This is a genomic window from Paenibacillus swuensis, assembly GCF_001644605.1.
In the GTDB taxonomy this organism is placed as follows: Bacteria; Bacillota; Bacilli; order Paenibacillales; family DY6; genus Paenibacillus_N; species Paenibacillus_N swuensis.
In genome coordinates, this window is sequence record NZ_CP011388.1 from 3820169 (window position 1) to 3834671 (window position 14503).

A 14503-nucleotide genomic window follows, 5' to 3' on the forward strand; every position below is an offset into this window, starting at 1 on the left:
CTATGAAATTTTTTATCGATACGGCCAATGTGGAAGATATCAAAAAAGCCTACAAAATCGGCGTGCTTTCCGGCGTGACTACGAATCCTTCGTTGGTGGCCAAGGAAGGCGTCAAATTCGAGGATCGAATCGCTGAAATTTTGCGTGAAGTGCCCGAGGTTGAATCTGTTTCCGCGGAAGTAACGCCTGATGCTCTAACGGCTGAAGAGATGATTGCGCAAGCCGATGAACTAATTAAGATTAACGATTATGATAAGAACATCACAATTAAGCTTCCGATGACGCTGGAAGGACTGGAGGCCTGCCGCTACCTGACCCAAAAAGGCGTGAAAACGAACGTAACGTTAATCTTTACTGTTAATCAAGCGCTGCTGGCCGCCCGAGCGGGCGCTACGTATGTTTCGCCGTTTCTTGGCCGCTTGGATGATATTTCGGAGGACGGCGTCCAATTAATTACCAGAGTGGCTGAAGTATTCCGCACCCATAACTTGAGTGCGCAGATCATTGCCGCATCGGTTCGTCATCCGGACCACGTGACGCGTGTAGCTATGGCGGGCGCGCATATCGCGACCATTCCTTTCTCAGTCATTGAACAAATTTCCAAGCATCCGTTAACCGACCAAGGCATGGAGAAGTTTGCTGCCGATTGGAAAAAGACCGTCTAATAGAGATTGATTGTTATTTGTTAGTAGTTGTACACTAGATGAATGAATAATAATTATGAGTTGTACAAGGTTTTCTATTGGGCCGCCAAAACAGGCAGTTTGACTCAAGCCGCCAAGTCTTTATTTCTAACCCAACCCAGCGTCAGCCATGCCGTCAAACAGCTGGAAGACAGCTTTGGTCTTACCTTGTTTTATCGAAATTCCAAAGGCGTTTCGCTCACACAAGAGGGCGCCATCTTGTATTCATATATTGAACAGTCTCAGATTCTAATCTCACTTGCGGAAGAGAAAATGGCCGCGCTGAAAAATCTCGATAGCGGCGAATTACGGATCGGCGGCAGTGACTCCCTGTTTAAGCATTACATGCTTCCTTATCTGGAAGACTTTCATCAGCAATATCCCGGCGTCCGACTGCATCTCAATCATGGAACTACGCCTGAGATTATTACGTTTCTGAAGGAAGGCAAGATTGATTTAGGCGTTGTGCGCATGCCGATTGTGGATGCCCAGCTGGAAGTGAGAGAAAGTATTCAGCTGAAGGATTGCTTTGTGGCGGGTGAGCGCTATGCCGAGCTTAAGGACAGTGTGCTCACGTTGGAGATGTTAATGCAATATCCGGTCATTCTGTTTTCCCGCAACAGCAGGGCGCGAATGGCCATAACAGAGTTATTTCTAAGCTTCGGCCATTCGCTGAAACCGGAGATTGAGGTAGGCAGCGTGGATCTGCTCATAGAGTTTGCCCGCAGAGGACTTGGCATTTCCTACGTTACGAGGGAATTTATCACGAAGGAACTGGAGGCGGGTTCTCTCTTTGAAATTCAGTTAGACGTAGAGTTGCCGCCGTCGCAAGTAGGCATTATGACGATACGCAATATGCCGATCTCAAGCAGTGCAAGCAAGTATATCGAGCTGATTTCCCGCCACCTTACCTGACCGTTCTCCACACGTAACGAGCTTCCCTGACGGGAGGCTTTTTTCCTTTGGGAAACTTCTGTTATACTTCATATAACGAATGTTCACAGAGAAATTCACACACTGAGGTGCACAACTATGAAAACCATATTGGTCATCGGCGGCGGCGTTACCGGGCTGTCAACGATGTACTATCTGCAGAAGATGCTGCAGACCAATCGAATAGACGCGAAATTAATTTTACTGGAAGCTGAGTCCTCTCTAGGGGGCAAAATCAGTACGCATCACGAAGGCGAATTTATTATGGAGACCGGCGCGGATTCAATTGTAAGCCGAAAGTCTAATGTAGCCGCTTTTTTGGAAGATCTCGATCTCACCGAAGATGTCGTCTATAACGCTACGGGAACATCTTATATTCATATCGACGGGGAGTTAAAACCGATCCCGGAGGACTGTATATTCGGTATTCCGCTAAGTCTGCAATCTCTTGTGGAGAGTGAACTGGTTTCCCCTGAAGGCAAACTGGAGGCATTGAAGGATTACTACACACCGAATGAACAATTTACCAAGAACGATTCCATGGGCGAATTTCTGGTGCACTTCCTGGGTAAGGAGTTGGTGGAGCGGCAGATTGAGCCGGTGATGTCAGGCGTTTATTCGGGAAAGCTTGATCAGTTAACCATCGCATCCACTTTACCTTATTTACTGGAATACAAGAATCAATACGGCAGCATCCTTAAAGGACTCTCGGAGAACCGAACTAAACTTAAGGGAGACGGAAAGCCCAAATTTCTCTCTTTTCAAAATGGCGTTTCAACACTGATTGATCGCTTTGAACAACGACTGGATGGGGTGGAGATTCGGAAAGGGGTCCGGGCGACCCAAATTCAACAACTAGAAACGGAAGGATATGTCGTCACTGCATCAGATGATCGAAAGATTCATGCAGATTATGTTGTGTTGAGTACGCATCATCCCGTAGCGCAGAAACTGCTGGATGATGAACAATTAGATTTGGAGTTCGACCGATTGAAGAACAGCTCTCTAATCAGCGTTTATATCGGAATGGATGTCCCCGATGAACAACTCCCTAAGGATGGAACAGGCTTTATAGCAGCCGATGACAGTGACTTGGCATGTAATGCATGTACCTGGACCAGTCGCAAATGGTCTCATACGTCGGAGAACAGCAGGCTGTTAGTACGTTTGTTTTACAAAAGCTCAAAGCCCGTCTATGAAACGCTGCAAAGACTAACAGAGGACCAGTTGTTGGAGGTGGCCTTAACGGATATTGAGCGCAGTTTAGGCATCTCAGGCCAACCTGTAACTTATCGGGTGACCCGTTGGCATGAGACCATGCCCAATTATCACTTGGGACATCATGACATTGTATCTAACCTGGAAAGCCTATTAGCGGAGACGCACCCAGGGCTCTTTGTGGCAGGTTGTTCCTACTACGGCGTGGGGATTCCGGACTGTATAGCGAACGGAGAGCATACGGCCAACAAGATCATGACTTGTATTCATAAAGCGGATTTGAGACAATACTAATCAGATGATCAGCGCAGTTTGCAACAAGAATAGAACTGTAGTTTAAGTTTTGGAAAGAGGAACGAAGGATGAACACGGAATCCATCTATGGATTAACATTTGAACAACTAACCGCATGGCTTGGCGAACGCGGACACCGCAAATTCCGCGCATCTCAGGTATGGGATTGGCTTTACCGCAAGCGGGTTACATCTTTCTCCGATATGGAGGATGTCAAACCGGATTGCTTGCGTCTGCTGGAAGAACACTTCGCTATTCAGACTTTAGAAGAGCATACCCTGCAGGAATCGGCGGACGGCACGATCAAGTTTCTGCTTCGGTTGCAAGACGGCAATCTCATTGAAACCGTCCTGATGCGTCATAAATTTGGCTTATCCGTCTGTGTCACTACCCAAGTGGGATGTAATATCGGCTGCAGCTTCTGTGCAAGCGGTTTGCTGGCGAAGAGCCGTGATTTGTCCAGCGGAGAAATTGTTGGGCAAATCATGAAAGTCCAGCTCTTTCTTGACAGTCTTCAGAAAGAGGAACGTGTCAGTCATATCGTGGTGATGGGCATCGGGGAGCCTTTTGATAACTTCGGCAACATGGTTGATTTCATTAATGTGGTTAAGGATCAGAAGGGGTTGGCGATCGGCGCCAGACATATCACAGTGTCAACGAGCGGATTGGCCGCCAAAATCGTGGAATTTACCGATACTCAACTTGGCGTTAACCTGGCCGTATCCTTGCATGCTCCGAATGATGAACTGAGAACACGAATCATGAAGATTAACCGAGCGATACCGATTGCGCAGTTAATGGATTCAATCGATTATTATTTGGAGAAGACCAAACGCAGGGTGACGCTGGAATATATTTTGCTCAAAGATGTCAATGACCAGAGGGAACACGCTGTGGAATTAGCCGCATTAATTGGAGAAAAGCGCAAATCGGCTGTAAATGTCAATTTGATTCCTTACAATCCTGTGGATGAACACAGTCAATACCAACGGACCGAACGCGATACGGTAACCGCCTTCTTCGATACGTTAAAGAAGCACGGCGTAAGCTGCAGTGTTCGCCTGGAACACGGCGCAGACATCGATGCCGCTTGTGGCCAACTAAGAAGCAAACAAATGAAAGAACCAAGCTTGTAATCACTCTAAATTTAAGGGGCGAGGATATGTCTACATTTGAACAACAGCTATCCGTATATGCGGAATTGATCGTGAAAGTCGGCGTGAACATTCAGCAAGGACAAGAAGTAGTTATCAACGGGGCAACAACCGAGATTGCGCAATTCGTTCGGATTGTTGCCGCGAAAGCCTATGAAGCGGGAGCCAGCAATGTCCATGTGGATTGGACAGACGAGGCCTTGACAAGAATGAAATACGAGAAGGCCGCTGAAGAAGTGTTTCATGATTTCCCGGCTTGGGAAACGCTGAAGCGTAACAGTTTCGTCGAGAAAGGGGCAGCATTTATCTCCATTACTTCCCCGAATCCGGCGTTACTTAAAGGGATTGATCCTAAACGAATCGGCAATTTCCAGAAGGCTGCCGGTCAAGGTCTTAAGGAATTCCGTCGCGCGATTCAATCCGACAAAGTCAGTTGGACCGTCGTGGCGGCAGCCACCAAAGATTGGGCCGAGAAGGTCTTCACAGATGTGTCCGGTCAAGATGCGGTTGAGAAACTGTGGAGCGCGATCTTCGACTCTGTTCGGTTACATGCCGAGAACCCTGTGAAGGCATGGGAAGAGCATAACGCGAACCTACATAAGAAAGTGGATATTTTGAACGGACTCGGCATTCATAAACTTCATTACCAGGCGAATGGCACAGACCTGACGATTGAGTTCAATGAAAAGCATTTATGGGTCGGCGCGGGCAGCACGAACGAGAAGAACATTCCTTTTATGGCGAATATGCCCACAGAGGAAGTGTTTACGGTGCCGCAACGAAACGGAATTCAGGGTGTTGTGTCCAGCACCAAGCCTCTTAGCTATGGCGGGAACATTATTGACAACTTTAAACTGACCTTTGAAGAGGGCCGTATCGTGAAGGTGGAAGCGGAGCAGGGTCAAGATATTCTGCAACAACTTGTGGATACGGACGAAGGTTCCCATTATATTGGTGAAGTCGCGCTGGTGCCGCATGAATCGCCGATCTCGCTATCCGGTGTATTGTTCCTGAATACGCTGTTTGATGAGAATGCTTCGAACCATTTGGCGATCGGCAGCGGGTATGCGTTTAACGTGGAAGGTGGCAAAACGATGTCTCCCGAGGAGCTGGAGAAAAACGGCGTGAACCAGAGCATGACCCATGTCGACTTTATGATCGGTTCCGCGGAGATGGATATCGATGCGATCCTTCGTGACGGTACAACAACTCCGATCTTCCGTAAAGGCAACTGGGCGATTTAAACTACTGTGATTGAAACTTAAGCCGGGAGTATCCTTGGGGTACTTTCGGCTCTTTTTATGTATAATGAAGATAGACTATGGTTTGGGAGGAACTGGGATGAAGATGCGAATGAAAATTCTCTTTATATTAGGCTTGGGTACTTTCGCCCTGACATCGGGGTTTGACGTTAACACTTCCCACGTGAAAGATAAAGAAACGAACATGTTTCTGAACCATACAACAGCCGAACAAGCGAAACGTTCATCATGGTCCTTGTTTCCGGAAACCGTGTCGATCGGCGATGCAGTTTTCGTGCGAAGCAGCAAGGCAAGTAAGGTAAGTTGGCAAGGCAAGAGCTACACGTTGCAACCATTCGGTTCAGGATATTATACATATTTACCAATCCAACGACATGTCAAACCGGGGACTTACACCATCGGAAATCAGAAGCTGAAAGTCATCACAAAGAAATTTAAAACACAATATTTACAAGTGACCAAACAGATGGAAGGGATGAAACGGAACACGAAACGGATTGAAGAGGATCAGAAGAAGATTAACGCGGCGCGCAGTAAATCCCAACCTACCCTGCTGTACACATCATCCTTCATCCAGCCTGTGAGCGGACGAGTTTCTACTTATTACGGGGAAACACGCTTCGTGAACGGTAAGTTCGATAAATCCCATATGGCGATTGATTATGCCGCGAAGACCGGAACCCCCGTGAAGGCAACCAATGACGGAAAGGTTGTGCTGGCGGAATCCCTTTATCTGTCGGGGAACTCCATTTATGTAGATCACGGCATGAAGTTGTTCTCACAATATATTCACTTGTCCAAGCTGAATGTTAAGCCTGGCGAAACGGTCAAGCGCGGACAGGTCATCGGATGGGTGGGTTCAACGGGATTTTCCACGGGACCCCATCTGCACTTTGCTTTCTGGATGCACAACGTACCTGTAAATCCGAATCAATTTTACAACACGAACCCGTTCAGGTGGACCTCATAATACCGACATAGACTAAAGTCAGGAGAAAATGATTAATGGCTAAAGCGCCCACTTTCATTCAGATGAATACCGTTGCAAAATATAACCGACATGATGCAATAGACGATGCCAAGCAAATCATTCAACAAAGCGGAGGCTGGGTTAACGATTACAAGATGTTCTCCAACCGGTCCATTTGCCTACAATTTGAAATTGCAATGGCCGATGCTTTACAACTATACCCCAATTTAAAACAAACGCGGCTAATTATACTGGATGAAACCCGAACCGCACTTGAACAGTTAGAATTATGGTTGAATAACGAGATGATCCATGCGGAGAGGGACTTGATGGGGACCTTTCAAATCACACTCATACATGATGAACCGGACCTCATCATCGAAGTACCGCCATTGGAATTGTAGTGCAGGAAGCCAAATCATTGCAGAAAAAAAAGCCTTTTCCTCCGGTCGGAAGGATAAGGCTTTTTGGTGATTTTGATATTATTATGCCACTTGTTCTTCTACAGCTGTATTTGGCGCTTTTTGTTTCATAATCGGAACCAACACGCATGCTCCCAACAAGAACAGAACTCCTGCTCCGGCGTAGATGGAAGTGAGGGGGAATGCGTCTTTCAGTACGCCTGCAAAGGACATGGACACAACCATCATTCCGATAAACATCGGGTTGAGCACGCCGTTAACCCTGCCCACGATCGAGTTATGGGACCATGTAAGAATCATGGTGCTTATTCCGATATGAATGCAAGGGAACACCAGGCCGTTAAAGAATTGGGTAACCAATGTGAGCGGAACACTTTCGGAATACCCTACAATTACGGTACATACAGCCCCAACCAGCATACCGATGGCAAGCAGAACTTGCGGCGGAACCTTTTTGGCGAATACAGCCACAATACCGCCTCCGGCCAGCATCGCAATCCCGTTGATCATCAGGATATACTGCAGGAACTCCTCGCTCTTGCCCAATCTTTCCGTAACAATGAACAAGTTCAGCGCCTGTGCGACACCGACAGCCAATCCAGCAAGTATGAACACAAGTCCCAGTACGCGCAATACTTGGCTCTGCCATACATAACGGAAGCCCTCCATAAATTCTTGCTTAAACTGTCCTTTTACCGCTGGAGGACGATCCTCTTGCACATCTTTAGGCAGTCGGAGTAGCACCACAGCGGACAGCAGGAATGCAATACCCATCACGGCAATAGAAACTTCCAGTCCGAATCGGCTGTAGACAAAAGTTCCGAGCATGGGCCCAAGAACCATAAAGGTTGCCATTACGGATTGAAACAGCGCCATTCCCTGCTGCAGCTGCTCTTCGGGCACATGATATTTAAATAAACGCATGCCGGAAGGTTGGGAAAACTGCGACAGAATCGCGGAAATAAAGGCAACCAGATACACCCATTCCCATGATCCGAAATGGATCGTGATCAGAACGACAAAGACAGATACGGCAGATAATAAATCACACCATATCATTGTGCGCTTCGGACGCCAACGATCCGCGAAGGTGCCGCCGATAAACGAAAATACGAAGATAGGCGCAAATTCCGCTACACTTATCAAGGAGATTGCATAAGGGTCGTTGTTGGTTTTTGCAGCAACAAAGAGCAGAATAGCAAAGTTCCTTACCCAAATCCCGATCTGAAGTAACATGTTGGACAATAATATGGTCTGCAAAAATTTATTCTGTAGCAGACTTGGTGCTTTGTTCGTTTGCTTTACGGTTTCCATACTTTTATTACCACCTTACCATTTTGGACGTCCTTCTATTGTACAATGTTTTGTGCGATTTGCCAGAGGATAATTCTGCTTTAGCCATATTTTCTAAAGTTTATCCTTCTCTGTTTTTTGTGCTATAATAAGTGCGCAAAATCAATGTTTTGCGCACTTTCGATTTAAACACATTAAATATTGCGTTTTAGACCTGGGGGATGTAATTTTTGCCGCTTATTACGGAGTTTATAGAACAATACACAGAGGTCATGGACGCCTTCATTCTATGGATGAAGCAGGCGGGCTACACCGAGACGACCAGAAAAGAATATATGCGTGAAGTCCAATCCTATCTTGTTTCTCTGGACGGACGTGAAGTACATAAAGCAACGAAGATGAATGTGATCAGCTTTCTGGTAGGCAAACAGTCCACAACCGGGGAGCATACCCGTAATCGAACATTGTCCGCGATTCGAACCTTTTATGCGGCCTTGATCGATTTTGAACTGGCGGAACGAAATCCTGCCAACGATGTAAAGAAATCAAAGACGGAGAAGAATAAGAAACCGGTTTACCTTGAGGAACAAGACTTGGCGAATGCACTTCAATTCATAAATGGGCGGTACAAGGAACGCAATATTGCGATCTTCATGCTGATGGGCTATTGCGGCTTGCGGGTCGGTGAGGTGCATCGGCTAAATCTCTCCCATTTCCGAAAGTTGAAAGGAACGCTTGAAGTGCTGGGGAAAGGTCGGAAGTGGAATGAGATCCCGGTACCTGAACTGCTGTTGCCTTATTTGGCCAAAGTGGAAGAAGAACGCATTCATCCTTACAGCACAAGGGAGGAAGCCTTCTTTGTTTCACAGAAAAAGCAGCGATTATCCATTCGCCAAATTCAGAAGATCGCCGGACTGACTTTTGCCAGTTTCAAAAAGCACCATCCGCACTTAAGCGACATGGACCTATCCTGTCATAAGTTACGGCACTCGTTTGCCACGATGCTGTTGAATAACGGTGTAGATGTGCGGATTGTGAAAGAGTTGATGGGGCATGCTTCCATTGAGACGACGATGATTTATACCCATGTGAATGATGATCAGAAGAAGCAAGCGATGGCCACAATGAACCGAAATGTTCGATTTTAATCTAGAATAAATGAATTGATACTGTGCATAATACCAATGTGAAAATTACATAACATTGGAAGCGGAGGGTTTTGTCATTTATTTTTACAAACAAGATTTAATCAACCAGATTGTGCCGGATCAACCGGATCCAGCTGCCGCTAAGGTACTGCAAGAAATTCTCGGCGGTCACTATGGTGAAATGCGGACGATGATGCAGTACTTTTTTCAAAGCAATAACTTTCGCGGTAAAGATACGCAGTATCAGGACTTGGTTCGCGGCGTATTCTTGGAGGAAATTGCGCATGTTGAATTGGTACAGCACACCATTAACCAATTGCTGAACGGTTCTGGATATGAACAGCCTGGGAACGCAGGCAGGGATGGCGCACCTTTGGATGAAGCCATAAAACATGCCAATCCGCATCATTACATTATCGGTGCCCAAGCATCACTGCCGGCAGACGCAGCAGGCAATCCTTGGCTTGGCAATTACGTGTATAACCACGGTAATTTGATAAGTGACTTACTGGATAACTTAGTAGTGGAATCTACGGGCGTTCTCCAAAAAACTCGAATATATGAAATGAGTTCCAATAAAACGTTTCGTGAAACACTGGGCTTCTTAATTGTTCGGGATAATGCTCACCAGAATGCTTTCGCCAAAGCGCTTGAAACCCTTGGTGTTGATTGGGGTAAGCTATTTCCTGTACCGAACTATGATCTTAATAAATATCCGGAATGCCGGAAGTTTGTTGATATGGGCTATCACAATGCGCAATTCAACTTTAGACTGGATGATACGAGAATCGGTGAAGTATTCCAAGGGGAATCTCCAAGCCGCAATAAAGGTAATTTAGAAGTAATTGAGCCTCCGCAAGGATTTACTTTACCGAGGATGCCAGAAATGCCTAATGAGCATAGCCCTGGATTGTATGACTTAAATAATTAATATGTACGCCACCTTAGACTTATCGTCCCAGGTGGCGTATTTCATTACAAGCTGGTAATGACTTTGTCAATGATCCCGTATTCCAGCGCTTCTTGAGCAGATAAGAAGAAATCGCGGTCCATGTCTTTTTCCACTTTCTCAAATGGTTGACCGGTTCGCTCCGCGGTAATTCGCGTGGATTTCTCACGAATCATGAGGATTCGCTTCGCGCTGATCGCGATATCGCTGGCCTGCCCTTGGGCGCCGCCATGCGGTTGATGAATCATGATTTCACTGTTCGGCAGGGCGAATCGTTTCCCTTCTGCTCCTGCGAGTAACAGCAACGCGGCGAAGGAGGCGGCAAATCCCGTACAAATTGTGCTGACTTGAGGCTTAATAAACTGCATCGTGTCAAATATGCCAAAGCCTGCCGAGGTGGATCCGCCGGGACTGTTAATGTACATGTGAATATCCTTCTCCGGATCTTCAGCGGACAAGAACAGTAACTGAGCAATGATGCTGTTGGCCAGCTGATCATCAATGGCCGCTCCAAGAAAAATAATTCGGTCTTTCAACAGTCGGGAATAAATGTCATAGGACCGTTCACCGCGACTCGTCTGTTCCACTACATAAGGCATATAATTCATTGCATATTCCTCCGCATCATCGTTTATTAGGTGACGTATAGTAAACGATTATGCTTTGGTAAAGGATACTTTGAAATAATAAATGGAAAGGAGAATTTATATTTAAGGGTACTCCGGTTATGCCAAATCATTATTTTTCTGAAGTTGGTGCGTACCTTTTGGGGAATTACATTCGTGTATACTGTAGATATGTAAATCTTTAAGCCCAAAGGGGATGTCCTGAATGTCTAAAGAAAACATTTACCATACAACCGCGGAACACACTAAATTGATTCGATATTGTAATTCTATGACTAGATCTTCTTGGGAGGCCGAGGATTTAGCACAAGATACTTGGCTGAAAGCGATTCAGCATGACCAAGGTAACCGACCCGAGAAATCGGATGCATTCTTATACCGTATTGCTCGGAACACTTGGATTGATAAAATTCGTCGTCAGGCGCGGTTACACAAAATTATGCAACAAGATCTGTCCAGTACAAAGCAAGAAATGAACGAGGGTACGATACAGCTGGAAATCATTTTTCATACGATGATTCACTATCTAACGCCTGTGCAGAGAACGGTATTTATGTTACGGGATGTGTTCGGTTATACCGCTAAGGAAGCATCGGAACATCTAGGGACCACGGAAGGCGCAGTGAAAGCCGCTCTTTTGCGAGGACGGCAATCAATCCTCGCTGTAAGGGAGGAGCTTGATAAAGGGGGATTACCCTTACCGCAAGAAGAAGGGGCTCGTGATTACCTGAAAGCAATCGCCGCGGCATATATGGACGGAGATGTGGCGCTGCTCGTGCGGATGGTGCTGAGTAACGAAGCGGACTCAGCGGTCGCTGTCGTTCAGGTTCAGATCAAAGCGATCGAGACTCGTTCCATAAACATGTCCCGCCGATCGGACATGTTCATGGCGGCATAGTGAAATGAAAAAGACGCCATTTCGGCGTCTTTTTCATGTTCAATATTCAGCTTTGCTTACATTTTACGTGCAATTAATGAGAAGAGGAACACGAAAATAACGGCCCCGATAATGGCGGGAATGATTGAGAATCCGCCCACAACGGGACCGAACGTTCCGAGCAGCGCCACCCCGAGCCAAGATCCGATAATACCGGCGATGACATTACCGATTACACCGCCCGGGATATTTTTGCCACTGACAATCTGAGCAAACCAACCGATAACGCCGCCAACAATCAACATCCATAAAAACTCCATAATAAGAACCCTCCTTGATTAGAAGCTTACTTCATATGTATGGGGTTTGGACAAAGTTATTCCGGTGATGCTACAACTTTCTGTAACTAAGCGGAGCTATGCCGACAAACTTTTTGAAAGCTTTTGAGAATGTGAATAGATCCGCATATCCTACAGATTCTGCAATTTCAGACAGTTTATACTGGGTTTCTTTCAGCAGCAACTTAGATTGCTCAATCCGAAGTTTCTGTAAATATTGGACGGGAGAAATTCCATAAATTTGTTTAAACTTCTTAGCGAAGGTTGTTCGATCCACACCTGCATATGCGGCCATCTCCTGAATGGTAATCCCTTCGGCATAATGTATCTCCATATAGTCCCGGCCCCGTTCAAGCCATGAAGTGGATGATACCATCGCATCAAGTCCGTTGTTGGATGGGTTGGATAGACAATCGAATACACGCAGGAAATAAACCATCCGGTTTAAGTCCGTACAAGCCCCGCGAACTCTAGAAGCCTGCAGAAATTCTTGCATCAGATGAATGGCATCAACATTGGCGCCGCCGGGGAGAAACGGCCGATGCGGAACCAGTCCGATCCTCTTAAGAAGGTCCAGCGCCTGTTTTCCGTCAAAAGCAAACCAGATCTTCTTAAGCGTATCGTGGGGGTCGGTATAATACTCATGCACAACTTGAGGAAACAGGCAAAACAGATCGCCGCTCTTTAACGGGTAACTCCCTCCGCCTTGATGGAACATACCTGTTCCTTCCAGAACAAACATCAAGAAATAGTAAGGAGAAGTGCGAGGTCCGATATGGTAGTGAGTCTTTACAACATTGGTACCTATTCGCAAAGGCCATGCGCCTCCCGACTTCTCAAAGGAAGAGGGGATGAAGTAATGATTTTCCAAAAATTCGTTTGCTTCTTCTTTCATAAACCCGCTCATGGTATCACCTCATTTATCTGATAGTAATCAACTTAAATGGCGTTTTCAAGCACTATATACTCATACAATACCACAAAAAGACAAATTATAAATGCCACGGATTGACATTTACCCAGTTACGAAGTTGCTGTATAGTTCTACTTATACATAATACCAACTAAACAACTAGGAATTGTCGACCAGACTACTGGAGATGCAACTGAACGGATGTAATGCCGGGTATGTTGTATTTTTTTAGCTTATGGCGGCACTTCGTATGATGCGGAGGAGAAGAGAACAATGAGTGAAACCACAAAAGTCGAGTTTGGGTGGTTCATACCAACGACGGGGGACGGTGAACATATCGGTATTCCGCCGGAACGCGAATCCACTGTGGAGTACATGGTTCAGGTTGCCCAGGCAGCCGAGCAAGCAGGTTATGAATTTGCCTTAATTCCCACGGGAGGAGCGTGTCTGGACGCTTGGGTTGTGGGTTCATGGATTGCGGCCAAGACCAAGAATTTCAAATCCCTGGTAGCCATGAGACCGGGACTAGTTGCCCCTGTATTATCGGCGCAGATGGCGACTACGCTGGATCAGATGTCTCAAGGCCGTGTGCTCGTCAATGTGGTAACTGGCCATTATCCGGCTGATTTGAAGGCTGCGGGAGACGCGTTGGCTGAAAACCATGACGGCAGATATGAAAGAACGAGAGAGTTTCTGCAAATCGTTAGGGGAGTTTGGGATGAAGCTTCGGGAAGAACAGCCGAGACGCTAAATTTCAAAGGGGAACATTACGAAATTGAAGGGGGTAAAGTTCGACCAGCACCTTACACGGATAGCCATCCTCCGCTATATTTCGGCGGAAGTTCACCGGCAGGTAAACAGGTAGCGGCTGAATTCGCTGACGTCTATCTCATGTGGGCCGAGCCGCTGGATTGGATTCAAGGACAGATTAACGAGATGAAGAACTACTTGGAAGAGCTAAAAAACGCCAAGGGAGCTTCACGAGAGCTTCGATACGGCATTCGGGCTCAATTAGTTGTTCGAGATAGTGAAGAAGCGGCATGGGAAGCGGCATGGAATATTATCAGTAAGGCTGATCCCGAAATGATGAAGTCCAGAGAGAAGCTTCACAGCAAGACGGACGCGGTAAATCAGAAGCGCCAGATGGAATTGTGGGAAGAATCAAGCAACAATGATTATGTCATTGGTCCGAATTTATGGTCCGGATTGTCCGCCATCCGAGGCGGAGGGGCTGTGGCATTCGTGGGGACACCCGAGCAGGTAACAGATCGGATTCTCGAATTCGTAGACATCGGCGTAACCTCTTTTATCCTGTCAGGGTACCCGCATTTAGAAGAAGCCGTCATTTCCGGAGATATTCTAATGCCTTTACTAAAGCGTAAATTAGCCGAGCGTGGTGTACACGTGTAATGAAAACAAATGT

Annotated in this window: 15 protein-coding genes; 11 read left to right on the plus strand and 4 right to left on the minus strand. The window is 46.4% G+C overall.

Annotation, left to right across the window (positions count from 1 at the left end; all coding sequences use genetic code 11):
• Positions 1-2 precede the first annotated feature (2 nt).
• The 7 genes from fsa to SY83_RS17020 all read left to right on the plus strand — a co-directional run bounded on the left by fsa (position 3) and on the right by SY83_RS17020 (position 6918).
• Positions 3-665 carry a fructose-6-phosphate aldolase gene (gene fsa / locus SY83_RS16990; protein WP_068608661.1) on the plus strand — a complete coding sequence of 221 codons (663 nt, stop codon included), beginning with the start codon at positions 3-5 and terminating at the stop codon, positions 663-665.
• Between the two features lie 42 nt (positions 666-707).
• Positions 708-1598 carry a LysR family transcriptional regulator gene (locus SY83_RS16995; RefSeq protein ID WP_068608663.1) on the plus strand — a complete coding sequence of 297 codons (891 nt, stop codon included), beginning with the start codon at positions 708-710 and terminating at the stop codon, positions 1596-1598.
• 117 nt (positions 1599-1715) lie between these two features.
• Complete coding sequence (locus SY83_RS17000; protein ID WP_068608665.1) at positions 1716-3128, plus strand: protoporphyrinogen oxidase; 1413 nt, start codon at positions 1716-1718, stop codon at positions 3126-3128.
• 68 nt (positions 3129-3196) lie between these two features.
• Positions 3197-4264 carry a dual-specificity RNA methyltransferase RlmN gene (gene rlmN, locus SY83_RS17005; RefSeq protein WP_068608667.1) on the plus strand — a complete coding sequence of 356 codons (1068 nt, stop codon included), beginning with the start codon at positions 3197-3199 and terminating at the stop codon, positions 4262-4264.
• A 26-nt stretch (positions 4265-4290) separates the two neighbouring features.
• The gene (locus SY83_RS17010) at positions 4291-5526 is read left to right on the plus strand and encodes an aminopeptidase (RefSeq protein ID WP_068608669.1); all 1236 of its coding nucleotides are present in this window, start codon (positions 4291-4293) and stop codon (positions 5524-5526) included.
• Positions 5527-5623: 97 nt separating this feature from the next.
• Entirely contained in the window at positions 5624-6514 is an 891-nt protein-coding gene (locus SY83_RS17015; protein WP_068608671.1) for a M23 family metallopeptidase, read from the plus strand.
• A 35-nt stretch (positions 6515-6549) separates the two neighbouring features.
• A complete protein-coding gene (locus tag SY83_RS17020; protein WP_068608673.1) occupies positions 6550-6918 on the plus strand; it encodes a hypothetical protein in 369 nt (122 codons plus the stop codon).
• A gap of 81 nt (positions 6919-6999) precedes the next feature.
• Here the strand turns inward: SY83_RS17020 and SY83_RS17025 are convergent, their stop codons facing one another.
• On the minus strand, positions 7000-8250 hold the full coding sequence (locus SY83_RS17025) for an MFS transporter (protein WP_068608675.1): 1251 nt from the start codon (positions 8248-8250) through the stop codon (positions 7000-7002).
• A 209-nt stretch (positions 8251-8459) separates the two neighbouring features.
• On the opposite strand from SY83_RS17025, the gene SY83_RS17030 reads away from it, so the two are divergent.
• Together SY83_RS17030 and SY83_RS17035 are read left to right on the plus strand one after the other, a co-directional pair.
• Positions 8460-9377: a tyrosine-type recombinase/integrase gene (locus tag SY83_RS17030; protein WP_331709957.1), complete on the plus strand. Its 918-nt coding sequence runs from the start codon at positions 8460-8462 to the stop codon at positions 9375-9377.
• Between the two features lie 76 nt (positions 9378-9453).
• A complete protein-coding gene (locus SY83_RS17035; RefSeq protein ID WP_068611170.1) occupies positions 9454-10308 on the plus strand; it encodes a manganese catalase family protein in 855 nt (284 codons plus the stop codon).
• Between the two features lie 44 nt (positions 10309-10352).
• Here the strand turns inward: SY83_RS17035 and clpP are convergent, their stop codons facing one another.
• The gene (clpP, locus tag SY83_RS17040) at positions 10353-10934 is read right to left on the minus strand and encodes an ATP-dependent Clp endopeptidase proteolytic subunit ClpP (RefSeq protein ID WP_068608678.1); all 582 of its coding nucleotides are present in this window, start codon (positions 10932-10934) and stop codon (positions 10353-10355) included.
• 223 nt (positions 10935-11157) lie between these two features.
• On the opposite strand from clpP, the gene SY83_RS17045 reads away from it, so the two are divergent.
• Complete coding sequence (locus SY83_RS17045) at positions 11158-11850, plus strand: RNA polymerase sigma factor (protein WP_068608680.1); 693 nt, start codon at positions 11158-11160, stop codon at positions 11848-11850.
• A gap of 56 nt (positions 11851-11906) precedes the next feature.
• On the opposite strand, the gene SY83_RS17050 is transcribed toward SY83_RS17045, so the two are convergent.
• Positions 11907-12149 carry a GlsB/YeaQ/YmgE family stress response membrane protein gene (locus SY83_RS17050; RefSeq protein WP_068608682.1) on the minus strand — a complete coding sequence of 81 codons (243 nt, stop codon included), beginning with the start codon at positions 12147-12149 and terminating at the stop codon, positions 11907-11909.
• 70 nt (positions 12150-12219) lie between these two features.
• Complete coding sequence (locus SY83_RS17055; RefSeq protein WP_068608684.1) at positions 12220-13074, minus strand: helix-turn-helix domain-containing protein; 855 nt, start codon at positions 13072-13074, stop codon at positions 12220-12222.
• 279 nt (positions 13075-13353) lie between these two features.
• On the opposite strand from SY83_RS17055, the gene SY83_RS17060 reads away from it, so the two are divergent.
• On the plus strand, positions 13354-14490 hold the full coding sequence (locus SY83_RS17060; protein ID WP_068608686.1) for an LLM class flavin-dependent oxidoreductase: 1137 nt from the start codon (positions 13354-13356) through the stop codon (positions 14488-14490).
• Positions 14491-14503: the final 13 nt, after the last annotated feature.

Excerpts from the sequence above, each read along its gene's own strand:
- SY83_RS17025 (WP_068608675.1), bottom strand. The coding sequence starts at position 8,250 with ATGGAAACCGTAAAGCAAACGAACAAAGCACCAAGTCTGCTACAGAAT.
- clpP (WP_068608678.1), bottom strand. The coding sequence starts at position 10,934 with ATGAATTATATGCCTTATGTAGTGGAACAGACGAGTCGCGGTGAACGG.
- SY83_RS17000 (WP_068608665.1), top strand. The coding sequence starts at position 1,716 with ATGAAAACCATATTGGTCATCGGCGGCGGCGTTACCGGGCTGTCAACG.
- SY83_RS17020 (WP_068608673.1), top strand. The coding sequence starts at position 6,550 with ATGGCTAAAGCGCCCACTTTCATTCAGATGAATACCGTTGCAAAATAT.
- fsa (WP_068608661.1), top strand. The coding sequence starts at position 3 with ATGAAATTTTTTATCGATACGGCCAATGTGGAAGATATCAAAAAAGCC.
- SY83_RS17010 (WP_068608669.1), top strand. The coding sequence starts at position 4,291 with ATGTCTACATTTGAACAACAGCTATCCGTATATGCGGAATTGATCGTG.
- rlmN (WP_068608667.1), top strand. The coding sequence starts at position 3,197 with ATGAACACGGAATCCATCTATGGATTAACATTTGAACAACTAACCGCA.
- SY83_RS17045 (WP_068608680.1), top strand. The coding sequence starts at position 11,158 with ATGTCTAAAGAAAACATTTACCATACAACCGCGGAACACACTAAATTG.
- SY83_RS17050 (WP_068608682.1), bottom strand. The coding sequence starts at position 12,149 with ATGGAGTTTTTATGGATGTTGATTGTTGGCGGCGTTATCGGTTGGTTT.
- SY83_RS17015 (WP_068608671.1), top strand. The coding sequence starts at position 5,624 with ATGAAGATGCGAATGAAAATTCTCTTTATATTAGGCTTGGGTACTTTC.
- SY83_RS17055 (WP_068608684.1), bottom strand. The coding sequence starts at position 13,074 with ATGAGCGGGTTTATGAAAGAAGAAGCAAACGAATTTTTGGAAAATCAT.
- SY83_RS17060 (WP_068608686.1), top strand. The coding sequence starts at position 13,354 with ATGAGTGAAACCACAAAAGTCGAGTTTGGGTGGTTCATACCAACGACG.
- SY83_RS16995 (WP_068608663.1), top strand. The coding sequence starts at position 708 with ATGAATAATAATTATGAGTTGTACAAGGTTTTCTATTGGGCCGCCAAA.